Source organism: Leptolyngbya sp. O-77, from assembly GCF_001548395.1.
GTDB lineage: Bacteria > Cyanobacteriota > Cyanobacteriia > Elainellales > Elainellaceae > Thermoleptolyngbya.
This window is the reverse complement of record NZ_AP017367.1, coordinates 661,031-683,719: the sequence shown is the minus strand read 5'-3', so window position 1 is coordinate 683,719 and position 22,689 is coordinate 661,031. Positions and strand designations below refer to the sequence as shown.

At 56.4% G+C, this 22,689-nt stretch carries 24 protein-coding genes and 2 pseudogenes; 16 read left to right on the top strand and 10 right to left on the bottom strand.

Features of this window, described 5'->3' with window-relative positions; all coding sequences use genetic code 11:
- The first annotated feature begins 246 nt into the window (after positions 1-246).
- Positions 247-399: a hypothetical protein gene (locus tag O77CONTIG1_RS25905; RefSeq protein WP_156434875.1), complete on the top strand. Its 153-nt coding sequence runs from the start codon at positions 247-249 to the stop codon at positions 397-399.
- Between the two features lie 7 nt (positions 400-406).
- Here the strand turns inward: O77CONTIG1_RS25905 and O77CONTIG1_RS24115 are convergent.
- A pseudogene (locus O77CONTIG1_RS24115) lies at positions 407-628 on the bottom strand (ISKra4 family transposase); the annotation flags it as partial.
- Between the two features lie 338 nt (positions 629-966).
- Here O77CONTIG1_RS24115 and O77CONTIG1_RS02940 point away from each other — a divergent pair.
- Entirely contained in the window at positions 967-1,635 is a 669-nt protein-coding gene (locus tag O77CONTIG1_RS02940) for a DUF6714 family protein (protein WP_410503484.1), read from the top strand.
- A 32-nt stretch (positions 1,636-1,667) separates the two neighbouring features.
- Here O77CONTIG1_RS02940 and O77CONTIG1_RS25900 read toward each other — a convergent pair.
- From O77CONTIG1_RS25900 to O77CONTIG1_RS02930, 3 genes and pseudogenes are all read right to left on the bottom strand, one after another.
- A pseudogene (locus O77CONTIG1_RS25900) lies at positions 1,668-1,928 on the bottom strand (IS1 family transposase); the annotation flags it as partial.
- A gap of 31 nt (positions 1,929-1,959) precedes the next feature.
- The gene (locus O77CONTIG1_RS02935) at positions 1,960-3,732 is read right to left on the bottom strand and encodes a ShlB/FhaC/HecB family hemolysin secretion/activation protein (RefSeq protein WP_068515937.1); all 1,773 of its coding nucleotides are present in this window, start codon (positions 3,730-3,732) and stop codon (positions 1,960-1,962) included.
- A gap of 402 nt (positions 3,733-4,134) precedes the next feature.
- Positions 4,135-6,846: a cation-transporting P-type ATPase gene (locus tag O77CONTIG1_RS02930; RefSeq protein ID WP_068507918.1), complete on the bottom strand. Its 2,712-nt coding sequence runs from the start codon at positions 6,844-6,846 to the stop codon at positions 4,135-4,137.
- A gap of 408 nt (positions 6,847-7,254) precedes the next feature.
- Between O77CONTIG1_RS02930 and O77CONTIG1_RS02925 the strand changes: the two genes are divergently transcribed.
- The 11 genes from O77CONTIG1_RS02925 (at position 7,255) to O77CONTIG1_RS02875 (ending at position 16,053) form a co-directional block, all read left to right on the top strand.
- Complete coding sequence (locus O77CONTIG1_RS02925; protein WP_172799632.1) at positions 7,255-7,695, top strand: signal peptidase II; 441 nt, start codon at positions 7,255-7,257, stop codon at positions 7,693-7,695.
- A gap of 303 nt (positions 7,696-7,998) precedes the next feature.
- Positions 7,999-9,246 carry a YbaY family lipoprotein gene (locus O77CONTIG1_RS25330; RefSeq protein ID WP_197673303.1) on the top strand — a complete coding sequence of 416 codons (1,248 nt, stop codon included), beginning with the start codon at positions 7,999-8,001 and terminating at the stop codon, positions 9,244-9,246.
- Positions 9,247-9,462: 216 nt separating this feature from the next.
- Positions 9,463-9,969, top strand: coding sequence for a MarR family winged helix-turn-helix transcriptional regulator (locus O77CONTIG1_RS02915; protein ID WP_068507914.1), 507 nt, complete (start codon positions 9,463-9,465; stop codon positions 9,967-9,969).
- The gene (locus tag O77CONTIG1_RS02910; protein ID WP_068507912.1) at positions 9,962-10,405 is read left to right on the top strand and encodes a lipocalin-like domain-containing protein; all 444 of its coding nucleotides are present in this window, start codon (positions 9,962-9,964) and stop codon (positions 10,403-10,405) included. Before O77CONTIG1_RS02915 ends, O77CONTIG1_RS02910 begins: the two co-directional genes overlap by 8 nt.
- A 262-nt stretch (positions 10,406-10,667) precedes the next feature.
- Positions 10,668-11,168, top strand: a complete 501-nt coding sequence (locus O77CONTIG1_RS02905; protein WP_172799631.1) for a KGK domain-containing protein — start codon at positions 10,668-10,670, stop codon at positions 11,166-11,168.
- Positions 11,169-11,290: 122 nt separating this feature from the next.
- Complete coding sequence (locus O77CONTIG1_RS02900) at positions 11,291-11,809, top strand: methyltransferase family protein (RefSeq protein WP_286132504.1); 519 nt, start codon at positions 11,291-11,293, stop codon at positions 11,807-11,809.
- Between the two features lie 119 nt (positions 11,810-11,928).
- Complete coding sequence (locus O77CONTIG1_RS02895; protein WP_068507907.1) at positions 11,929-12,318, top strand: YkvA family protein; 390 nt, start codon at positions 11,929-11,931, stop codon at positions 12,316-12,318.
- A 235-nt stretch (positions 12,319-12,553) separates the two neighbouring features.
- Complete coding sequence (locus O77CONTIG1_RS02890; RefSeq protein WP_068507905.1) at positions 12,554-13,927, top strand: cytochrome c biogenesis protein; 1,374 nt, start codon at positions 12,554-12,556, stop codon at positions 13,925-13,927.
- 27 nt (positions 13,928-13,954) lie between these two features.
- Positions 13,955-14,872 (top strand): carboxylating nicotinate-nucleotide diphosphorylase, encoded by a 918-nt coding sequence (gene nadC / locus O77CONTIG1_RS02885; RefSeq protein ID WP_068507903.1) that lies wholly within the window; start codon positions 13,955-13,957, stop codon positions 14,870-14,872.
- Positions 14,873-15,003: 131 nt separating this feature from the next.
- On the top strand, positions 15,004-15,348 hold the full coding sequence (locus O77CONTIG1_RS02880) for a DUF4870 domain-containing protein (RefSeq protein ID WP_068507901.1): 345 nt from the start codon (positions 15,004-15,006) through the stop codon (positions 15,346-15,348).
- Between the two features lie 39 nt (positions 15,349-15,387).
- Complete coding sequence (locus O77CONTIG1_RS02875; protein ID WP_068507900.1) at positions 15,388-16,053, top strand: sulfotransferase family 2 domain-containing protein; 666 nt, start codon at positions 15,388-15,390, stop codon at positions 16,051-16,053.
- A 46-nt stretch (positions 16,054-16,099) separates the two neighbouring features.
- Here the strand turns inward: O77CONTIG1_RS02875 and devC are convergent, their stop codons facing one another.
- Complete coding sequence (gene devC / locus O77CONTIG1_RS02870) at positions 16,100-17,242, bottom strand: ABC transporter permease DevC (RefSeq protein WP_068507898.1); 1,143 nt, start codon at positions 17,240-17,242, stop codon at positions 16,100-16,102.
- 51 nt (positions 17,243-17,293) lie between these two features.
- A complete protein-coding gene (locus tag O77CONTIG1_RS02865; protein WP_068515931.1) occupies positions 17,294-18,463 on the bottom strand; it encodes an efflux RND transporter periplasmic adaptor subunit in 1,170 nt (389 codons plus the stop codon).
- Between the two features lie 34 nt (positions 18,464-18,497).
- On the opposite strand from O77CONTIG1_RS02865, the gene O77CONTIG1_RS26545 reads away from it, so the two are divergent.
- Positions 18,498-18,626, top strand: coding sequence for a hypothetical protein (locus O77CONTIG1_RS26545; protein ID WP_286132503.1), 129 nt, complete (start codon positions 18,498-18,500; stop codon positions 18,624-18,626).
- Here the strand turns inward: O77CONTIG1_RS26545 and O77CONTIG1_RS02860 are convergent.
- A complete protein-coding gene (locus tag O77CONTIG1_RS02860) occupies positions 18,588-19,316 on the bottom strand; it encodes a CorA family divalent cation transporter (protein ID WP_068507896.1) in 729 nt (242 codons plus the stop codon). The genes O77CONTIG1_RS26545 and O77CONTIG1_RS02860 overlap by 39 nt on opposite strands.
- 666 nt (positions 19,317-19,982) lie before the next feature.
- Between O77CONTIG1_RS02860 and O77CONTIG1_RS02855 the strand changes: the two genes are divergently transcribed.
- Both O77CONTIG1_RS02855 and O77CONTIG1_RS02850 read left to right on the top strand, forming a co-directional pair.
- Positions 19,983-20,450 carry a RusA family crossover junction endodeoxyribonuclease gene (locus tag O77CONTIG1_RS02855; RefSeq protein WP_197673302.1) on the top strand — a complete coding sequence of 156 codons (468 nt, stop codon included), beginning with the start codon at positions 19,983-19,985 and terminating at the stop codon, positions 20,448-20,450.
- An 87-nt stretch (positions 20,451-20,537) separates the two neighbouring features.
- Positions 20,538-20,852 carry a hypothetical protein gene (locus O77CONTIG1_RS02850; protein WP_068507895.1) on the top strand — a complete coding sequence of 105 codons (315 nt, stop codon included), beginning with the start codon at positions 20,538-20,540 and terminating at the stop codon, positions 20,850-20,852.
- 163 nt (positions 20,853-21,015) lie between these two features.
- Here the strand turns inward: O77CONTIG1_RS02850 and O77CONTIG1_RS02845 are convergent, their stop codons facing one another.
- Genes O77CONTIG1_RS02845 through O77CONTIG1_RS23215 form a run of 3 tightly spaced genes read right to left on the bottom strand, consistent with a single transcriptional unit; the run spans position 21,016 to position 22,630 of the window.
- Positions 21,016-22,008, bottom strand: a complete 993-nt coding sequence (locus tag O77CONTIG1_RS02845; protein ID WP_068507893.1) for a Gfo/Idh/MocA family protein — start codon at positions 22,006-22,008, stop codon at positions 21,016-21,018.
- Positions 22,009-22,038: 30 nt separating this feature from the next.
- Entirely contained in the window at positions 22,039-22,227 is a 189-nt protein-coding gene (locus O77CONTIG1_RS25325; RefSeq protein WP_084782086.1) for a hypothetical protein, read from the bottom strand.
- The gene (locus tag O77CONTIG1_RS23215) at positions 22,190-22,630 is read right to left on the bottom strand and encodes a response regulator (RefSeq protein ID WP_084782083.1); all 441 of its coding nucleotides are present in this window, start codon (positions 22,628-22,630) and stop codon (positions 22,190-22,192) included. Before O77CONTIG1_RS23215 ends, O77CONTIG1_RS25325 begins: the two co-directional genes overlap by 38 nt.
- Positions 22,631-22,689: the final 59 nt, after the last annotated feature.

Genomic DNA, 22,689 nt, shown 5'->3' with positions numbered 1-22,689 from the left:
CTAGACCTTCAGCCCCCTGCCCTGTCTGCCATTCCCAAACCCAGCGCCAATCATCCCAATCATTCTTTCCTACCAGCATTCCCTGGAGCGCTCCGGAAAGTGAAGCCTGCTCAGGGATTGAGGTCAGCGATTGAGCGTAATTGAGAGGGGGATGGGTAGGATGAAACTAGGAAAACTAGAGCGGCAATGCTGTTTTCAATGGTTCAGACGATTAAGATAGATTAAGAACTGCCTGTCTGTTGCCCAATGACTCCAATCCCAACTGTGCTGGAGGCGAGCAAAACGCCTCGTCTCAATGCGCCAACGGTTCATCGTCTCCCAGATGGGTTAACCATTGTTGCAGAACAAATTCCGGTCGATGCTGTGAACCTTAGCCTGGGGTGTGTGTCACCTTCTTGAGAGGAAATTAGAGCAAGTTGTCGAGGTAAGCACAGCGGTGGGCTAAGACGTTCGGCACATGCTCTGGTTTCCACCGTGCCCCCGAAATCTGTAAGCGACGGTCAATTTGTTTGACGGCTGATTCCACCGCACCGGAACCAATCGAGCAGAGGCCCTCCCTCTGGTAATACTCGTAGTTGACAATTCGGTGCCGGTGCTTCTGTAAAGACTGACAAAAGCACTGGGCTTGATGCAGTTCATTAGCACATACAAGATCGCTTGCACCACCAGCATCAAGTTCACACTGCGCGGTCTACCTGTTGCATGAGCGAGGCTGAGTAGTGCAGCAAACCATGGGTACTGTTCAAGTGTCAGTTCGCTAGCGTAGGCTAAGGTCATGGCTTCCTGGAAGGCTGTTGCGCATCTGATAAACTTCAGCCTAAACTCTAGGGATCTTTCCTAATACTGGCGTCCACTGCTACTTCCCAAACATCCTCTTAGATTGTGAATAGGAGCAACGCAAGTCTGCTATATCCCTGCCCCTGCTGTGGGTATCGGGTCTTGTCTGCACTACCTCCAGGTACTTATTTGATTTGTCCCATTTGTTTTTGGGAAGATATTGATTCGGTACTAAAGTCATGCCTGCGGGCAGCCCAACATAGTTTTCTTGAATGTGGTGCGTGCGACCCTCAGTGGAGTAGCCAGGTTCGTCGTCCAACCATGGAAGATGAGCGAATACCAAACTGGACTCCCCTCGATATGCTTGCAGAGCAAGACAGACTAAGACTCATCGAACAAATTACGCAGGCATTTGATGGAGTTAGTCGTGAAGACGGAGTTACGCTTCACGAAGTAAGGGCGATTGACGATTGGGGCGGCGAAGAGGAACGTGCTGCGGCTCGAGCACTGGATACAGACCAGCGCTGGCAAGATGTACCAATCGAGTGGATTAAGCAACTGTGGGATGCCTTTAGCTTGCTGGATGGCAAGGGATGGCGGTATTACCTACCTGTTTGGATGCTCCATGCGCTCCGGTGTCCACATACTACAAGTGCTGGTGCTTCAGTTATCTACAGTTGTCTCTTGCCAGACAAACCTGAGCTTAGAGAGTCTATGTTGTCTCGATTCGGTGTGCTGAACCTGGAGCAGTCAAGGGCAGTTTGTCAATTTCTGCAGTTCAATGCAGCCTATGGGGAGTCGGATGAATGGGCAGCTCAGAAAGCGCTCGATGCCTATTGGGGGCAATTTTCCACCTGAGAGATTGGCTGGAAGAAGTACTGCAACGGGCAACGCTCGATGTAACTGGTCAAGCCATTGTCTTTGCCCACCGCCTCATGGCGTTTGCTCGGAATCACCGTAATGTAGGCGTCCCAGAAGTCCGTATAGACTTTGGCACATTGGCGATAAACCGCTGGCAGAGATTCCCAGAGTGCCCTTGCCGAGTCCCGAGAACGGTCGCCGATATAACAGCCAATCACTTCTCGGGTCTCGGCATCAATGGTCAGCCAAACCCATTGTTGGTTCCCTTTAGAATAATCCACTACCCTCCAGCAGCATATTCGCGTGTCCTGGCGCTACAGGCTAAAACGGGAAGTAGCGCACCGACAGGTAGAATCCGTTATCTTGCAGGGAGTCGCCTTGAGACTGAGCATCAATCAGCGGCAGTCCGTAGTCTAGCCCCACCACTAGATTGGGCAACGCCTCCCAGCGCAATCCTGCGCCAATGCCCAGCAGAAAGTCGTCTTCTGGATTGTCCAAGTCAATGTTCCACGCATGGCCCGCGTCCAAAAATGAAATCAGCGTCAGGCGGTCGGAGTTTCGCAGCAGGGGAAAGCGGGCTTCTAGAGAACCCCAGATGGCGTTGTCAGCAACGATTTGGTTTTGGGCATAGCCGCGCACCGTATCGAAGCCGCCCAGCCCGATTCGCTCGATCGACAGCAGCGAGTCGGGTGTGAGTTGGGCATTCACCCGCGCCAGAAAGATCGATCGCCCCGAAAAGCGCCGCACCCACTGAAACTGTCCCAGCCATTTTACAAACAACCCGTCGGTGCCGCTGTCGTTCACTGTGGCATCAAAGGCATCCAGCCCAAGGCTAAATTCTGAACGAGCAACCAGCACGCTGAGGCGATCGCGCTCGACCCAGTCTTGAAAAAAGCGCAGCGCCGTCACCCTGGATTCGCCGTTTTCTGCGCCGCGTGAAAAGCTAAAGGGGCGATCGCCCAAAATGAACGTCTGGCTGCGGCGCAAATCCAGCCCCACGCCAATGGCAAATTCCTGATTCACGCTGCGCGAGAGGGGTTGGCGAAACTGGAGCGACCAAGTTTCGGCCTCGCTGCGGATGTCAAACTCCTCGAAGGCATCTTCGATAATGCGGCTATCGTTGGTGTTGAAACTAAGGGTGACGGTGCCGTCGCGGGGATTAACAGGCAGGCTGACGCCCATGTTATACAGATTTAGCCCGTCGGTGCGGCCGTAGCTGGCGAAGAGGCGATCGCCCACCCCCAGCAGATTGCTATAGCTGGCAGAGAGGCTGAACTGCGCCGAGCCAATGCTGGAAGACTGATAGTTGTCCGCGCCAATATTTGCAGAAAACGGCGATGCTTCTTGTAAATTTACCGCCAGCAGACTGCGGCCGGGAACGCTGCCCGCCGTCAGTTCGGCATCCACCGATTCAATCTGCGGATCAATTTGCAGCAATTGCAAGGCCCGCTCCAGATCCCGCTGGTTCAACGGCTTTTTTCCGGCTAACCGCAAGCGCGATCGCACGTAGCTCGGATTCAACCGCTGCAAGCCTGTGATTTGAATGTCGTCTTCTAGTTCGCCCTCTACTACTCGAATTTCTACCACGCCGCTGCGAACGTCCTGGTTATTTAGCAGGAATGCGCCTGATGTCACATAGCCCCGGTCAATGTACAGTTGAGTGATGGCACTGCGTAATGCAATCAGTTCTTCAAACGTCACGTCTCGATTCACGCAGCACTGAATGGCTTCGGCAATCTCGTCGTGCAGGATAGAATTCCCTGTAACGTTGATCTCATTCACCCGAAAGCGCACCACAGGCACCGCCGGATCAGGGTTTGGCGTGCCCGAAGCAGGGTCTAGCACGGGCGGCGACGGCTCAGCAGGCACTTCAATAGGCAGCGGCGGCGTGTCTCGCGGCCGCTCGATGGGGAAAGGGCGCGATTCGGCATCTGGCGGCAACACAACGGGTGGATTTGACCCACCGGGGATTGCTTGGGCGATCACCCTTTGCGGCGCTGGAACCAGAGCCACCAGCCCTACGGATGTCCCCAGCGCAATTCGCAGAGCGCTCCCGTCAGAAATCGCGCTGCCTATGCTTTGGAATATTTTCATTGCCTGCTTCTCATTGCCTGCTTCATTCATCACACGCTTGACTCAACGCCAGCCATTCATCCCCTGGCTCACAGAAACCCCTGAGACGAATCGCCCGATGCCCGCCCTATCCTAGCCCGATTAAATACTGCCAAAATAGTAAAAACCTTGCCTATAAAATCTACCACTTCAGGCGGTTTCGTCATGCATCTGCAATCACGCTGACTCAGAGCTGATGAATTTTATGAACTTTTGCAATGATTTCCCAAGTCAACTGGGCAATGCCTGCAAAGGATAGCGGGAAACGCTGGGGACCCAGCGCATCAACGGGTACGGCGCAGGTGATGGGGTAATTGATGGCTACGTGGAACAGGCAGATATCTGGACAGATATCTGGGCAGACGGGCGAAGGATTTCGGTTCGCTACTCTGGCGGATGCAGTCGATTGGCGATCGCCGCTACGCCAATCATCGGCACGCCGATTAGCAGACAAATGCCCCACTGCTCTAGGCTCAGCGGCGCGGTGGCAAACAGGCGATTCATCACGCTCCACTGGCTGAATAGCACTTGCAGGGCGATCGCCCCCGCAATGCCCCACAACACAGCCGGAGCGGACGGAATCTGCTGCACCCGGCCGCGCAGCTTATTCACCAGGCCCAGCCCCAACTCGCTAATGCTCAGCAGGTAAAAAATCCGCCCCGCCACCAGCGCCTGGATCGCCATCGTTCGGGCCAGCGCGATGTTGTCGGTCGTTTGATTAATCCATTCAAACACGCCAAAAATCACAATCCAGTTAAACAGCGACACCAGCAAAACGCGCTTCAACAGCTTGCGGTTGAGCAGCGGCTCACGGGGGTTGCGCGGTGGGCGCTGCATCACGCGCTCCGACTTGGGTTCAAACGAGAGCGGCACGGTCATGGCGATGGAGTTGATCATGTTCATCCACAGCACTTGCAGCGACAGGATCGGTAGCGCCCGATTCAGCAGCACGCTGATCAAAATCGACATCGACTCACCGCCATTCACCGGCAGCAAAAAGGCGATCGCCTTTAGCAAATTCCGATAGACCGTCCGCCCTTCCTCCACCGCCGCTTCGATGGAGGCAAAGTTGTCGTCTGTCAGGATCATGTCAGCGGCTTCCTTCGCCACCTCCGTTCCAGCCCGACCCATCGCCGTGCCGATATCTGCCTGCCGCAGCGCCGGGGCATCGTTCACGCCGTCGCCCGTCATCGCCACCACTTCGCCCTTTGCTTGCAGTGCCTCCACCAGCCGCAGCTTTTGCTCTGGCGCAACGCGGGCAAACACCGAGCCATTTTCTACTGCGTTGGCCAACTGCTGATCGTCCATTTCTGCCAGGGCTTGCCCCGTAAAGGCCTGCACCTGCCCATCCCGCTGTAGCCCAATCTGGCGGGCGATCGCCGTTGCCGTGCCAATGTGGTCGCCCGTGATCATCTTCACCTGAATGCCCGCAGACTGGCAGGCCCGCACCGCTCGCACGGCCTCCTGGCGCGGCGGATCGATCATTCCCTGCAAGCCCAGAAACGTCAGGCCAGTGTCAATATCCGGCGGGTCAAGCGTGTCTTGGGCTAGAGATGTTGTGGCAAAGGCCAGCACCCGCATTCCTGCCTCCGTCATCGATTCGACCTGGCGGTAAATCGCATCGGCATCAAGCGGCTGGAGTGTCCCACTGGCAGACAAAGCGCGATCGCAGCGCGAGAGAATCGCCTCTACCGATCCCTTCGCATACACCAGGCGATTGCCCCCTTCGCCTGTTGAATGCAGCGTCGCCATATACTGATGTTCCGACTCAAACGGAATAAAATCGATGCGAGGCAGTTCCGCCTTCAGCGTTGCCATCCCAAAGCCCGCCTTTTGCGCCGACACAATCAGCGCCCCCTCCGTCGGATCGCCAATCACCTGCCACTGGCCATCGTCCTGCTCCAGATAAGACTCATTGCACAGCAGCCCTGCTTTCAGGCATTCTGTCAGCGCCGGATTCGTAAGCTGACCAGACTCCACGGGCTGAATCGCGCCCACTGGACTGTAGCCCGTTCCCGTCACAAAGAATGCCTGTCCGCCCGCGTAGATTTCCTGCACGGTCATCTGGTTTTCCGTCAGCGTGCCCGTTTTGTCGGAACAGATGACGGTGGCGCTGCCCAACGCCTCCACCGCAGGCAGCTTGCGGATGATGGCATGGCGGCGGGCCATGCGCGACACGCCGATCGCCAGCGTAATCGTCACCACCGCAGGCAGCCCTTCAGGAATCGCGCTCACCGCCAGCGCCACCGCCGCCTCAAACATATCCGGCCAGGGATTGCCGTACCCCAGCCCCACAGCAAAGGTCAGTGCCGCCACCGCCAGGATAAAATAAAGCAACGTTTTGCTGAATTTTTCAAACTTGCGGGTGAGCGGCGTAGATAAGTTAGTCTGCCGCTGCATCAGTTGAGAAATGCGCCCGGTTTCGGTGTTGTTGGCGATCGCCACCACCACGCCGCGCCCGCGTCCCGATGTCACAAAGCTGCCTGCGTAGGCCATGTTTCGCCGATCGGCCAGCGGCACGTCTTCTGCCACCGGGTCAACCCACTTTTCCACGGCTACCGATTCACCCGTCAGCGCCGACTCGCTGATCTGCAAATTTCGCGCCGTCACCAGCCGCAAATCCGCCGGAACCTTGTCGCCCGACACCAGCTTTACCACGTCCCCCGGCACCAGTTCTACGGATGAGATATGTATCGTCTGCCCATCGCGCACCACGGTCGCCTCGGTTTGCACGGTCGCAGCCAGCGCGGCGATCGCACTTTCCGCCTTAGCCTCCTGCACGTAGCCGATGATGGCGTTGATTAGCGTTACGCCCCAAATCACCCAGGCATTCACCCACGACCCCAAAAACGCCTTGACGCTGCCTGCAACCAGCAAAATGTAGAGCAATGGCTGATGAAATTGCAGCAAAAAGCGCACCAGGGGACTTTTCCCTGGCACTGCCTTCAGCTCGTTGCGGCCGTATTGTTCCTGGCGCTGAACCACCTCGGCGGACGAGAGTCCAAGGCGCGGATCAACCCGGAGCGATCGCGCTACGATGTCGGCGGGTTGCGCGTGCCAGGATTGAGCTTGCGACTTTTCTAGAGTGCGAGTCATAGGCAGTTTCAAATCAAAATCTTGAGTTAACCAAATCGAAATCTTGAGTTAAATCGAGGCAACTACTCCCACCAAAACTTACACCTGAAACAGGAAAAAACAATCTATCGTCAGCCAGAAATTTCAAACCCCAAACTCGTCTGGATCTAACAAAAAGACTGGGGCAAAAAGACTGGGCAGCACGGAAACTAAAATCAGTGCATCAATCCGCAACCTCGAACTCATGTATTAAAGCCATGTATTAAAACAACTCATGTATTAAAGCCATGTATTAAAACCATGAATTAAAACTTATGCATCAATCGACCCTGGCGGAGACTGCGGGCAAAAACGTTTATGACAGAAACTAGGACTAGAAATTGCTGGGTCTGGATCATTGGGCTGGCTGGCAGCGTGCTGGGGTTTCTAATGCAAGTCCTCATACGCAAAGCTTTTGAGGAACAGCTTCCATCCAAAACCCTGCCGCTCATACCGAGAATCTTTCACCTCACTTATCTGAAAAATCCTGGTGCTGCCTTCTCATTTTTTGATTCAAACTTGACTTCCTGGACACTCTGGTTGCGACTAATGTTAATGGGAATCATTGCTGTCGCAACACTGCTATTCAGCAGATTTAGGAAAGAAATGATTCTGCCCCTGCAAGTGGGATTGGGACTACTACTAGCCGGGGGAATCAGCAACACCGTCGAGCAAATTTTATACGGCGACATTGCGATCTACTTAGATTGGCGATCGCCCCCGCTTTCTATTTTCAACTTAGCAGATATAGCCGTCAGGCTAGGAAGTTTTGTTACAAACATTTCCATCCTGTATTGGCTGCTTTCAGACCTCATCCGACGCTTTCGCTAGAGTAATTTCTGAAAAAAGATTCGAGGTCAAGCTCGAAAAGCAGCCTTTCCCGATGCCTTCTCGTCTCCAATTCTCCTGAAGGACGCTTTGAATGAAAGGACTGGAAGCCCCGCAGAAGCTTGATTGGCAATCCAAACTCGCCAATCCAAACTCGAAAATTGACATCGCTAGGCGTTGCAAAAACGGAAACTTCTGGTTATCCGCAGAAAATTCCCTGTTATCGTTCAAAAGTGAGTCAATCTTGGTTTGACCTCAGGTTGACCTGTTGATGAATGCTGGGTTACTTAATGTATGGATTTAACGATGAAGAAGACTGTGTTTTCCCGATGGGCGGGTGTGGGGTTGGGCGTGATGCTGCTTGGTCAGGGCGTTGCGGGGGCGCTGCCGAGGGCGACGCTGGCCCAGGCGGGCGAAGCGTGGTATAACTGCCTGACCCGCGAGGTGTTTACGCCAGAAAAACGGGCCTGGTGCGATCGCCTCAATATCGCCCTCAACGCCAGCTACAGCGTCCCCACCCTGGGCGAACAGCCCCAGATCGGCGTGATTACTTTTAAAGATGGGCAGTTTGAAGATCCCAATCGGCGGCTGAATGCGGTGCTGTCTCGGCAGCAGGGACAAATCGCATTTGGTGACCTGGATGGCAACGGCCAGCAAGATGCCGTGATGATCATGGCAGTGAATACGGGCGGCTCTGGTATTTTCGTTTACCTTGCGCCGCTGCTGAACCTGGACGGGGCGATCGAGTCGCCGATGCTGGCGGGACTGGGCGATCGCATCCAGGTCAACCGTGTCCGCATTCTGGACGACGGGCTAATCAGCGTCAACATGATTATTCAAGGGCCAAACGATCCGCAATGCTGCCCCACGCAAGAAGTAACGCAGTTTTATCGCGTTAGTGAGGGTTCAGTAGTGGAGGTATCGCCCCCTGGCGCAACGCTGCCCGCCCCGCCAAGTGCATCCACGCTCCCCGACGGCTCCACGCTTTCCTTCTTCCAAACGCCGGGCTACGCCGTGCGCTTGTTTAGTCGCAATGGCGCGATGCTAATGAATCTGTTCAACCGGCAAACAGGACAATTGACGCTAAATGGCGTTCCCACAACTGCTACGCCTGATGCAAACGGTACAACTTATGCCTATGAAGGCACGCCCTCGGTGCAGGTCTATCGCGGCCACTTAGGAACTCAATCGCTCACGGTAAACGGTATGTTGCAAACGTCATCGCTCGTCACGGGTACGGTTACTTATCTGCCGCGAATCGCCCTGCCACCCAACGCGCTGATCGAAGTATCGCTGGCGGATGTCAGCCGTGCTGACGCGCCTGCCCGCATCCTGGCCACGCAAACGATTGAAGCTGGCGGCCGCCAGGTGCCTTTTGCCTTCGAGCTACCCTACGACCCAGCGCAGATCGACAGCCGCTACACCTACGCGGTGCAGGCGCGAATCACAGTAGACGGGCAGTTGCGGTTTATCAACACTACGCGCACCAGCGTTATCACCAACGGCAGCCCCACGCAAGGCGTTGAAATCGTGGTCGATCCAGTCCAGCGTTAGCGCATTGACAATCATTTACAATCAGGGGCGCTGTGCTGTTGATTTTGGATTGGCGATTTTGGATTGGTGATTTGGGGTTGCCAGTCCAGCGTCTGCGGGGCTTCCGGCAATCTCATTTATCGCGCTGCGCCAGGCCGGGTTGCAGGATTTCAGTCCGTCGATTTTTTCATGCAGGATTGCGGGTTAAGATTCTCAATGTCGAGATAAAGTTGCAGGATGGAGCAAGACCGTCTTGATCACATTCTGAGGCAGTGGCAGCGAGAAGCGCCCCAGCTTAATGCCGCGCCGCTGGCCGTGGTAGGGCGCATGCTGCGAATTGCCCGCCTGCTGGAAAAACACCGAGAAACGGTGCTGGCAGACTATGGGCTAAACGTATGGTCTTTTGACGTGCTGGCGACGCTGCGCCGACAGGGGCCGCCCTACCAGCTCAAGCCGACGGATTTATACAGCTTGCTGATGCTGTCGTCTGGCGCAGTTACCAACCGCATCGATCGGCTAGAGCAAGACGGCATCGTGACGCGGCTGCGCGATCCGGGCGATCGCCGGGGTGTGATTGTCCAGCTCACCGACAAGGGCATCCAGCTTTCCGATCAGGTGATGCCCGTGCTGTTTGAAAAAGAGCAGGCAATACTGGTGCAGTTTGCCACAGAGCAAGAGTGCGAGACGTTGGTTCGGCTCTTGCGACAGTTTCTTTTATCCCTGGAGCGATCGCTCAATGAATAGCGAAAATCCGCTAGTTGGCACCTGGACGCTCGTGGCGATTCGGGCCATTGCTGCGGACGGCAGCGTTGACCCCGAAGCCTACGGCCCCGCGCCCGTCGGCATCCTGACCTACACCGCCGACGGCCACATGACGGTGAGCTTTGCCCAGGGCGATCGCCCCCCGCTCAGCGGCAACCCCGTTTCTCCGTTTGATCTGGCGGACGTGCCCGCGACGGAACGTGCCCAGGCGTTTTCTAGCTTCAGCGCCTATGCCGGAACCTACACTCTGGCGGGCGACAGCGTGACGCATCATGTGGCGATCGCCTCCATTCCCAATCGCGTCGGCACCGATCTGGTGCGAATCGTGGCGCTGGAGGGCGATCGCCTGACGCTGAAAACGCCTCCTGGGCGCGACAGCCTTAACTGCTTTGAGCTGGTGTGGCAGAAGTCGGCATAGCCCGCCCCCGTGCGCCAATCTCTGTGCGCTAATCTCTGTGCGCCAGTTTCTGTACGCCAATTTCTGTGCGCCAAATCTCCGTATGCGATTACTCTACCACGAATTTAAATAATCCGTGAAAACCAGATACAAAGCTGTCTCCAAGTCTTGACAGATTGCCTCAGAATTTGCCTGATCTGCTCAGTCGCGCAGTGTAAAAGCTGACATGGAAATGCGCGATCGCCAAAGGGGGGCAATCATGCCAGTACAAAATAATCTTGATATGACAGCATTCAATGACGATGATGTGTTGTCATTTCGAGACGGAACGGTTCGAGTCGCTACGCTACGCCACGTTCTAGATGTCGCACTCAGCTCTAAGCTGCCGGATGCGCTGGCAGACTCGCTGACGACGCAAAAAGCCTTATTTGGGGGCGATCGCCAGTTTCGCAATAGCAAAGCCTGGATGCGTCAGGATCGCAACTGGTTTCAAGACGGCATCGATTGCGAAGTCTTGCAGCTTGGCTCCGCTGGCTGGCAGCAGGGCAAGCTGCGGCTGCGGGTGACGGTCGAATTTGTGCCCGACGAACTCACAGCCCAGCCTGTCTACACCGACTACGCCGAAACGCCCGAATTCATTGACCTGCCCCTGCTGCCCGACGATACTCAGACCAGCGTTGAGAATATCTATCGTCACGCCCATCGAAACGACTACAGGAACGGCCGCTCGAACGGCAATGGCCATCAGAATGGCAACGCCTATACGAATGGAGCAGGTCACTAACCCAACCCCTGTCGCTCTCTGCTCTTTCAATCTCCTGTCATTGGTTTCGCTGTAGGATCGGCTAAAGGATTAATGTTTCTCAGCGATTCATTGACCCAAGCCGTGATTCTTACCCATGTTTAATGAATATGAAACCACTCACCGACTGGGGATTTAGCCGCGAGGACTGGTGGCGGGGCGCAAAGGGCGAGTATTGGGTGATCGTGCAGGCGGTGCTGCTGTTGGGGCTGCTGGTGTTGCCAACGATGCCTGTGCCAGGGTTGGTGATTGAGCCGCCGTTGCGCTACGGGCTGTGGGCGATCGCCACTGCCTGTGCGCTCACGGCAGCCGTCTTTTTGGGCAAAGGGCTGCTGGACTTGGGGCAAAGCCTGACCCCCTTGCCTTATCCGCGAGAGGATGGGCAACTGGTGCAAACGGGCGTGTATGCCATCGTGCGCCATCCGATTTACAGTGGCGTAGTGTTTGCAGTGCTGGCGATCGCCCTCTATCGGCTGAGCATCACGCATCTGCTGGCAGCAGTGGTGTTTTTTACTTTTTTCAACGCCAAAGCCGCAAAGGAGGAAGCTTGGCTCCAGGAAAAGTATCCTAACTATGCCGAATATAAAACCCGCGTCAAGCGCCTGATTCCCTGGGTGTATTGACCCTCCAGCATCCGTCCCACGGCTCCACACACGACCTCAGCGCCAGCGCTATACTCAAAATCAGTGCCTGAGAGTCAAGGTTTACCTGAGAGTCAAGATTTAAGAGTGAGGTTTTAGAAATGGCGCGTGGGTTTTCGGAACAGGGATTTTGGCGATCGCTCCAGCGGGCAGCAGCATACGCAGGGCGCGAAGTCGTCGAAAAAGCGCTGACGCTCTACTTTGCCGCCCAGCAGCCCGAAACCCCTCTCTGGGCCAAAACGGTGATTTACTCCGCGCTGGCTTATTTTATTCTGCCGACCGATGCGATTCCTGATTTTGTCCTGTTCACAGGCTACGCAGATGACCTGAGTACACTAGCCGCCGCCCTGGGTGCAGTGGCTATGGCCATCACGCCCGAAGTCAAAGCAGCCGCAAAGCAGAAAGTGATCGACTGGTTTGGCGATGGCACTGAAGCGCCCAGCGACTCCGTTTCAGAAGCGAACGCAATCCGCGAAATTGTGATTGAGTGATGCTTTGAGACTCTGGTTTTGAGGTAGCAATAATTACCCAGCTCCAGCACTATTGACCTAGCGTTTGAGTAATGCGGGTAAGCAGGTTAACGGGTGCGCTCATGGGGCAGATCTGGAAAACGTTTAGTTTACACTCATTATATTGAGTAAATATCGGGCAACGTACTGGGCAATTGGGGTTGGGCAACTCGCTGCCCACACTACTCAGAATCTTGCCCGTCGCGCTTTTGGATTCATGTCTCTAAACTCTACCCCCTCGACTCCCTGGAAAGACCTGCCCCGCCAATACTTTCAGCGGGAACTGCTGCCGCTGCTGGCGGACTTGCGGCTGGCGATTGTGCTGCTGCTGGCGATCGCCCTCTTCAGCGTTTCTGGCACGGTGATCGAGCAGGGGCAATCGCTGGCGTTTTATCAAGAAAACTATCCCGAAAGTCCGGCGCTGTTTGGCTTTTTGACTTGGAAGGTAATCCTGACGGTGGGGCTGGATCACGTCTATCGGACGTGGTGGTTTTTGGCGCTGCTGATTCTGTTCGGCTCTAGCCTGATCGCCTGCACTTTTACCCGCCAGTTTCCCACGCTCAAGGCGGCGCAAAAGTGGAGCTATTACACCCAGCCGCGCCAGTTTGAAAAGCTGGCCATGAGCGCGGAAGTGGATGCTGCCACGCTCGACGGGCTGGAGCCGCTGCTGCAACGCAAGGGCTATCGGCTGTTTCGCGAGGGCGATCGCCTCTATGCGCGCAAGGGCATTGTTGGACGCATCGGGCCGATCATCGTCCACGCCAGCATGATCCTGGTGCTGCTGGGGTCGATTTGGGGCGCGATGACGGGCTTTTTTGCTCAGGAGATGATTCCCAGCGGCGAAACCTTCACCGTTCAAAATATCTTTGACGCAGGGCCCTGGGCAGAGCGGCAAATTCCCAAAGATTGGTCTGTGCGCGTCAATCGCTTCTGGATCGACTACACGCCAGAGGGCAACATCGACCAGTTTTATTCTGACCTGTCGGTGCTGGATGCGTCTGGGCAGGAAGTCAAGCGCAAGACGATTCATGTGAACGAGCCGCTGCGCTATAAAGGCGTGACGCTGTATCAGGCGGACTGGGCGATCGCCGCCGTGCGCGTGCAGCTCAACAATAGCCCGATTTTGCAAATCCCGATGGGGCAGCTTGACACAGGTGGCGCAGGGCGGCTCTGGGGCACTTGGCTGCCTACCAAGCCTGACCTCAGCGAGGGCGTGTCGCTAATCGCTAAAGACCTGAAGGGAACGGTGCTGGTATATGACCAAGACGGGCAACTCATTTCCACCGTGCGGGCGGGCATGGCGACCGAAGTCAACGGCGTGCGGCTGACCGTGGCTGAACTGGTGGGCAGCACGGGGCTGCAAATCAAAGCCGATCCGGGCATTCCTATTGTCTACACGGGCTTTGGGCTGCTGATGATCAGCGTCCTGATGAGCTACGTATCACACTCGCAGGTGTGGGCGTTGCAGCAGGGCAAAACGCTCTACGTCGGCGGACGCACAAACCGCGCCCAGGTTGCCTTTGAGCGGGAAGTGCTGGAGGTGCTGGATTGCCTCAGCGCGGATCTTCAGCCCGCCCCAGTTCAGGCTTAGCTCCCATGAGGCTTTGCCCAAACCCTTATGCAGAACCCTGAGCCTGTGACCTCAAAACCAGAGACCCCAAAACCAACCAGCGCGATCGCCCTTTTACCACCCACGCTGCTGCTCGATCGGCTGCTGCAAGAGTGGCTTCTGGAAGACATTGGGCGGGGCGATCGCACGACGCAATCGCTGTTTTCTGGCGACGTTCCCAGCGGGCAGGCGCAGTGGGTGGTTAAGGAAGCAGGGGTGATTGCGGGGTTGCCGATTGCAGCGCGAGTATTTTACTTACTCAATCCGGCAGTGCAGTTCAAGGCGCTGGCGCAGGAAGGCGAAGCGTGCGATCGCGGTCGCGTCATTGCCCAAATCACGGGCCCACTGGATGCGCTGCTGACGGGGGAGCGGGTGGCGCTGAACCTGGCCATGCGGCTGAGCGGCATTGCCACGCTGACGAGTCAGTACGTCGCGCAAATTGCCGACTTGCCTGCCCAACTGGTGGACACGCGCAAAACCACCCCCGGACTGCGAATTTTAGAGAAATATGCTGTTCAGGTCGGCGGCGCAGTGAACCATCGCCTGGGGCTGGACGATGGCGTGATGATCAAAGACAACCACATTGCAGCGGCAGGCAGCATTGCAGCGGCGATCGCTCTCGTGCGGGCCCGCATTCCTTATCCGCTGACGGTGGAAGTGGAAACTGAAACCCTGGAGCAGGTCGCCGAAGCGCTCGATCACGGTGCAGACATTATCATGCTGGATAATATGTCGGTGGAACGCATGAGGGATGCCGTGCGGATGATTCGCGATACGAATCCACGAATCAAAATTGAAGCGTCGGGAAACATCACGCTGGACACGATTCGGGCGATCGCCGAAACCGGCGTAGACTACCTTTCCAGCAGCGCCCCCATCACCCGCTCGACCTGGCTCGATCTCAGTATGCGGATTCAGATGGGCTGAGCGTTCTTGCCGTTTCCGCAAACCCATCTGCCCGTAAAATACACCCTCCTGGTTACGGAAAACCTCCCCCGCGCCCCGGTGATTCCAGCCAGCAAAAACGGTAGGATGTAGCTGTTGCAAGGTGAAACGACATGCAAAGCTCAGATAATTCAGATAAGCGAAGAATTCTTTCAGCCCTGTGTCATGGGTCGATTTTTATCAACACCCTGGTTGTTTCTATCGGCATTCCCATTGCCATCCTGCTTGTTTCAGACGATCCAGTAGTCAAGGAAAATGCCAAAGAGGCCATTAACTTCCATATCAATATGTGGGTATGGTGGCTGGTTGTGGGGGCGCTTTCCTTCATTTTGGTCGGCTTTCTTCTGTTCCCGATCCTGGGGCTGGTCAACCTGATTCTGCCCATCCTGGCAATCTTAGCCTGCCTCAGCAATCCCGAAACGCGCTATCGCTACCCGTTCATCCTCCGCCTAGTGTAAGCTTGGCCAGTCCAAGTTTGCAGACTTCCAGGATGCGGAATGCTGGTCAGCCACGGTCACCAATTTATCTACACGAAAACCCTGAAGACGGCGAGTACCTCTGTGGAGGCTTACTTTGAGCCGTTTTGTGTAGAAGAGGGCGCGGCGAACCTGGCCCGCGTGCGTGAGGAATCCGTGTCGGCGGCGGGGATTGTGGGCTATCGCGGGCCCGGCAAGCCGGAGGGCTGCCGCTGGTGGAACCACATGCCCGCTGCTCAGATTCGGGAACAGTTGGGTGAAGACCTCTGGACACGCTATTTCAAGTTTTGCGTCATTCGCAATCCTTACGAAAAGGCGATTTCAGCCTTTTACTTTGGGCGATCGCACACTCCGTCCACACCCGATTCGCCCAGCAGCGATGCCGTCGCCTTTGAGCATTGGCTGATTACGCACGGCCCGCCCATCGACCGCAACAAGTATTTGATCGACGGGCAGTTTTGTCTGGATGACGTAATCCGCCACGAGTCTCTGGCGGCAGATCTGGAGCGCATCTGCGCCAAGCTGGGAGTGCCGTGGAATCCGGAGGCGCTGCCTCATCTCAAAACGGGAACTCGACCCAAAACGGCGATCGCCCGATCTCTTTATACCGATACATCCCGGCAACTGGTCGAAGCCGCCTACGCATTTGAGCTAGATTACTTCGGCTACCAGTTTCCAGACGCTTGAGCGCTGGCTAAGACCCTCGCTAAAGTCTTCCCTGAAAACCCGTTGGCTAAAATACATCCGCCGGGTCAGCGGTAATTGCCTTATTTACCGACACCAGCCCCGACAGCACACACATCATCACCGCCAGTCCCAGCACCAACACCGCCCGCTCTAGATCCATGCGAACGGGCAATCCCCCAGCCGTTGCCCGGATGGTTAGCTCATACAGCATCAGAGAAATGATGAATCCTGGAATGTAGCCCAGCACGGCCAGAATCACCGATTCTTGAATGACCGTAATAAACAAAAAGCGATTGCTGTAGCCCATCGCCTTGAGCGTGGCGTACTGCTTCAGATGATCGGAAATTTCTGTGTAGAGGATCTGATACACAATCACTGTGCCGACGATGCAGGACACCGCCACGCCCATGCCAAAGATAAAGCCCGTCGAGGTTGCGCCAATCCAATAGTCGCGATCGCGCTCGATAATTTGCTGCTGAGTAAACACGATCACGTCCTTAGGCAGAATTTCCCGGAGGCGATCGCACACTTGCAGCGGATCAATGCCCTCCTCGACCTGAATCAAGCCCAGGTTAATTCGGTTGAGTGGAAACGGGTCAAAATAGCGGCGAAAGTTTTGGTCGCTCATGATCAGCGTCCCATCTGCCGCAAAGCCACCACCCAGCGTAAACTGTCCGCCAATCACCGCCTTGCGGCCGTCTGCCTCGGTGACTGTGCCGACGGTTTGCGGGCCATACTCTGGTCGCGAAAGCGTGTCAATCAGCACCGTGTCGAACCGCCGCAGCGCCGCTTGGTTTTCCGGCGTTTGCATCTCCGGCATTGTGAACACCGGATCGTTTGGATTGATGCCGTAGACAAACATGGCGCGACTCTGGCGCGTTTCCACGTTGCGCCACTGCAAATAGCCGACGTACAGCGGCATCACGCGCCGCACCCCCGGCACCCCCGCCGCCTGGTAAATCCGCTCAATCGGAAACGGCTTGGTCGAGGTAATTTCGAGCGCCTGGGGCGATATCAGAAAAATGTCGGCATTGATGCGGCTGTAGATCATTGCCGCCGTCTCTGCCAGCGAACCCAAAAAACCCAGGTTCATGAACACCAAAATGACCGCAAACGCAACTCCGGCGATCGCCACCACAAATCGTGTTTTTTCAGCGGTCAGATTTAGCAGAGCGAGGGGGGTACGCATGATTTTTCGGTTGCAAGTTCTGGCGTGGCATCGCGACACTACAACATCCGCTCATCTCACATCAATCCGCACATCGACTTGCAAATTCGTCAGCGCCTCCACGGGGCGACCGTCGTCGAGTTGCACCTTCACCTCGACCACGCGGGCATCGGCATTGGCGGCGGGGTCATCATCTAGCACGTTATTTTTGAAGACCTGCCAGCCGATTTCTGCCACCCTGCCCGACAGCGTTTCGTCAAAGGCTCCATTGCGGCTGGTAATGATGGCAGGTTGCCCCACTCTCACTAACCCCACATCGGTTTCATAGACCTCTGCCACAACAAACATCTGGCTCGTGTCCCCCATATCCAGCACGCTGCCGTCTTGCCCGATTGCCTCACCGGCCAGGGTGAGAATTCTCAGGATGCGACCAGGCTGGGGAGCGCGGATGAGGGTGCGCTCTAGCTGGGCTTCGGCTAGGTTCAGGTTTTGGCGGGCAGATTCGACGGCAACTTGCACCTGACTCAGGGGCAGATTCGCTTCCTGCGCCTGCACAGTGGCCTGGGCGCTCCGCAGCGAGGCTTGCAGGTCGGCCTCCAAGCGCACCAGGTTGGCTCTGGCATTGTTGAGTTTTTCCTGAGCTTGGCGGGTGGCGCTGCGCTGGCGATCGCGCTCTTGCTGAGAAATTGCCCCCTGCGCGTATAGATCCTCAAATCGGCGCAAATCCTGGGTTTTCTGAACCAGGTCTGCCTCTAGCTCCCGCACAAGTGCCTGCTGTGCCTGTAGCTCAAATTGGGCCGGGCTTTGAATCCGCTCCGCCTGGGATTGAGCCTCGCGCACCTTGGCCTGGGCGAAGGCAGTCGTCGCCCGCAGGCGTTGTTCAGCTTCGGCAAGCTGAGCAGCGGCTACATCCCGCTGGGCCCGCCGCTCGTCATAGCTTTCCAGATAGGCCAGCACCGCGCCCGTTTGCACCATATCCCCCTGGCGCACCTCTAGCCGCTGAATCCGCTCACCCGTGGGCCCACCCACGCGCACCACTTCGCCACGCGGCTCCAGCCGTCCCAGCGCTACCACTTCGACTCGCGTAGGGGCAGGCACTTCGGTTAGCGCTGCTTCAGACGCAGCGCGACGGGAAGCGACAATCTGAGCCACGCCCAACCCCAGCAGCCCCAAAGCCGCAACGCCAGCGGCGATCGCCCAACCCCAGCCGCGCTGTCCTATATTGCGCTTTTCACTCACCATAAACTTTTCCAGTCTGGGCGCAAATCCCGACCCATTGGGCATCCTAACGTATTTGCTCAGGCAACAGCAGATCCGGTCGGGTGAATTTGGCGATCGCCAGTTTTCCAGTACCCAGCACCCAGCGCTAGAGCCAGCGCCCCAGCACCACCCAGCGGCGGACTAGAGAACCGAGCGCGATCGCCCCAACCGACACCAGCCAGAACGTGAAGATGGAGGAGCCATCTACGCCGCTGTTCAAATTCATGCCAAACAGTGCAGCGATCGCCGTCAGCGGCAAAAACACCGCCGCCAGAATATTCAGCCGATGCCCTGCGATCAGCGCCTCCGTGGACAGGCGATTTTGCTCCTCTGCCCGCTGGGCGATTTGATAATCCAGCGCGTTTTTTGTGTTTTCGTAGAGCAGATCCAGGCTGCGATCGATTTCGTAGGCCCAGTCGCGCAGGTCAATCAGGTCGCGGTCATCGGGAATGCCTTCGCGGGCAGCTTGCAGCGTGGCGTGCATATTTTTAGCAGCCAGGCGCAATGGGGCGATCGCCTCCAGCAGGTGAAAGTAGTCTTCGGCGCTCTCTGCCTGCCGATAAGCGGTTTGCAATTTTTCCTCGGCAGTGTTGTAATTTTCTAGATGTTTCAGCAGTGGTTGTAGCCCAATGCCGCCGCCGCTGTGTTCCCAGATGCCGCTGGGTTGCCGCCAAAACAGCACCCCGACGCGGGTTTGCTCACCTGGTTCAGGCGCTTTGTGCAAAATCAGCAGCAGGTGCCCGTCTGCCACCATCGCCCGCTGTTTGCCGACGCTGCGTTCGCCAAATCGATTTTGAATAGAGGGAGGTAATTTCCACCCAGGAGGAATTTTCATAGGGCTTGCTCAGCTTTTTTCTAGTTTTTTGCCTGATTGCGGCAACCTTTTAGCCAGCAATGCACGTCATCACTCCGGAGGAGTCCTGTGTTATCAGAGTCACTGGTATCAAACAAACTGCCATTGATCGCAACTCGCGCCAGTCCTCTGCTTGCCAGCCCAGCGATAGGTTGGGCGATCGCCCACTGTAGAGAGCCTGCGCGAAGAACTGCGAAACGAATGGAAAGAGCGTAGAAGGAGAGCAGGTGACTCATGTCCCAACACACATTCCAAAAAACAGACTTACTATATAAGTAACCTGCGTGTCTGCCAGGAAAACCCCTCCCCCGCCACCTGTATCAATCCATACGGTCAGCATTTACCAGCAGCAGGTGTCTTGCACGGTCTATTTCAACGGGCATTTTTTGAGCCGCAAAAAAAACATCGTAGCCCGTTTTGCTTTGAACCTCTGCTTCCAGGATTCCTCAGTCTTCACTCGGTCTTCGCTCAAGGTTTCGGCCCTGTTCGTTGGCTCCAGTTTTTGACTTTAATGCAGGGGTTGCAGTACCCCGACTTTGACCGCTTCGCTTCAGGCAATTCACTTGTTTAAGCGATGGGTTTCAAAGATTTCGCCAAGCATCTTTGATAGCCATCGGCCCAGCGCTTAGCCCAAGCTCATCCCCCCGCATGGGCGACACCATTCAGCCAACCAGCCTAACCCGTGGGACATACATGGTGCTACCCATTGAATTTATCGTAATCGGCAAGCCGATTTCGCACCAAACTAAAGACAAGGCTCGTCTACGCGACTGGAGAGAAAAAGTGCGGCAGCGGGCGATCGCCTGCTGGAACGGCAAAGCACCGCTGGGTGATTACCTCAAGGTGATCATCACGCACTACTACGATGCGCCCCTAGGCGACGAGTCTGGCGTTCCCGATAGTGATAATATAGTGAAACCAGTGCGAGATGCACTAAACGGGGTGATTTACGTAGACGACTATCAGATCACAGACTTCATCAGCCGCCGCCGCAACCTGAACGCTTCTTTTCGCGTCAAGGGGATGTCTACAGCGCTGGCAGAAGGATTTTGCCAGGGCGAGGAGTTTTTGCATATCCGGATAGAGGCGGCTCCCGATCCATCTGAGCTAAGCTAGAAGACTAGGTTAGGATTTATTTGCAGTGGCGTTTTCGCGCTACCGTTTTTGCGTTATTCTTTCTGCGTTATTTCAGAGTTGCCGTATATGACCCGTCCACCGAATCGGAGTCCGTTAGAGCATCAGCGCCTGCTGAAGCTTGCGCGGGAATACCGCAAGCAGGGATATCAGGTGACTCTTTATCCTGCTCCAGAAGATTTACCCTCTCCGCTGGCCCATTGTTCGCTGGATCTGGTGGCCAAGCGGGATGAAAAGGCGATCGCTGCCGAAGTCCGCACCCGCGAAAGCCTAACGCTGAACGGCCCCGACGATCTCCGCAAGCTCAGCGAGTCTGTCCAGAAAATTCCCGGCTGGGAGTTTGAGCTAGTCATCACCAATCCCCGGAAGAAAACAGCAGAATGAGCAAGGATAGGATGATGGAGTGGACAGGACTCACCTTCTCTTGCGTCAGTCGTCAGTCTAGAGCCTTTAAGCTTGTGGTTCTGATTTGAGCGGGCTAACCGAAGTCAGCCCGACAAGCCATTGCCTGAGGAGGGATAGCAATTAATTACCCTTCAAAATTCCGCTATCCTACTACCCCAACAACCTCCCCTTTCTCCGCCGAAATCTTCGCCGCCTCTGCGACCGCCAGGGCGTAGAGGCTGTCCGCCACCGACACATACAGCGGCTTGCCTTCGGTGAGAAAGTCCAGCACGGCGGCGGTGTCGCGGGCAAACAGGCCGCGGCGGCTGCCCAGGTCGAGGGGTTGGGTCTGGTCGGGTAGGATCAGTTCGCCGCTGTCGCCATTGAGGGCGATCGCCCCGGTTTCGCCCTGAATCGTCAGGGTGCGCTCTGCGGCCCACAGCGCCTCGCCTTTGCCGTAGATCACTTCGCCAATCAGCCCGCTGGCAAACCGCAGTTGCGCCGTGCAGACGCAGGTCGTAAAGCGGGGATTGGCTGCATCGGCTTGCCAGTAGCGGGTCTGGCAACTGACCGTTTTCACCGGGCCAAACAGGTTCGTCAGCCGATGCACCCGCGACAGCGCGCCCACCAGCGGAAAGCCGAATTCCGCCATGTCATAGGTCCACTTGTCGAGAGCGGGATGCTTGGGCGTGAGGTCGCTGTAGCGCAGGTAAAAGGGCGTACCGATGGCGGGCAGTGCGGCTTGGATGGCTTCGTGAATGCCGCTCAGCAGCTCGATATGTTCCACATGCAGCAGGCAGTTTTGGGCAGCGGCCAGCGCAGCGAGGTCCTTGGCGGTTGCCAAATCCAGCGCCAGCGGATATTCCACCACGACATGCTTACCCGCTTCCAGAGCAGCTCTCACGACTGCGGCATGTTGCGCGTTGCTAGTAGACACGATTGCCAGGTCGATGTCAGCTCGCTGCACCAGAGCGCTCCAGTCATCCGTTGCCTCCGTATCGAGTGGTTCTGCTAGAGCCTGGGCGCGGGCGAGGTCACGGCTGGCGATCGCCACAAGCTGCGTCCGGGCATCTGCCTGCACCAGCTCAGCGCGGGTTTTGGCAGCATAACCTGTACCAACAATTCCTACCCGAATCGGTTGCGTCTGCGGGTTCATCACATTCGAGACATTTGGACGAGTGCCATCCTATCCCAATTTCTGGCGCACTAGCGCAACGACCTGCACCATCTGCTTTTTCAGGGTTTCCACTTCGGTTCGCAGACGGGCGTTTTGATTGCGGAGCTGTTGCACCTCGGCTTTGAGCTGCTGGAGTTCGGCGTTGGGAATCGTGGTTGAGTCAGCCGGAGCTTCTTCGACTTCGGCAGGAGAACGCATCGGAATCGAGACTTCCTGCCGATCTTTGGCCTTTGCCGTAGCCGAGCGAATTGCGTTGAACAGGTGCGACTGTCCAAACGGCTTGCCCGACAAACTCAAAATAGTCGAACAGTTCCGGGCACGGTTTTTTTCCACATCTTCGCGCCGACCCGACATCATCACAATCGGAATCGACTTCAGCCGGGGGATCTGCTTGGATCGTCTGCACCACTTCCCAGCCATTCATCCGCGGCATGAAGAAATCGAGCAGCACCAGATTCGGACGCTCCTGACGAATGACGTGCAGCCCTTCCACCCCGTCTCGCGCCTCGATTACTTCGTAGCTGCCGCGTGGCAGCATGTCTCGCACCTGCATCCGAATCGTCTTGCTGTCGTCCACAATCAGAATTTTGAGGCTCGCCATAGGGGTTGTCGCGTCGCACGCCGTCGTGCGGTGAGGGGGAAGATGCAGGGCGATCGCGC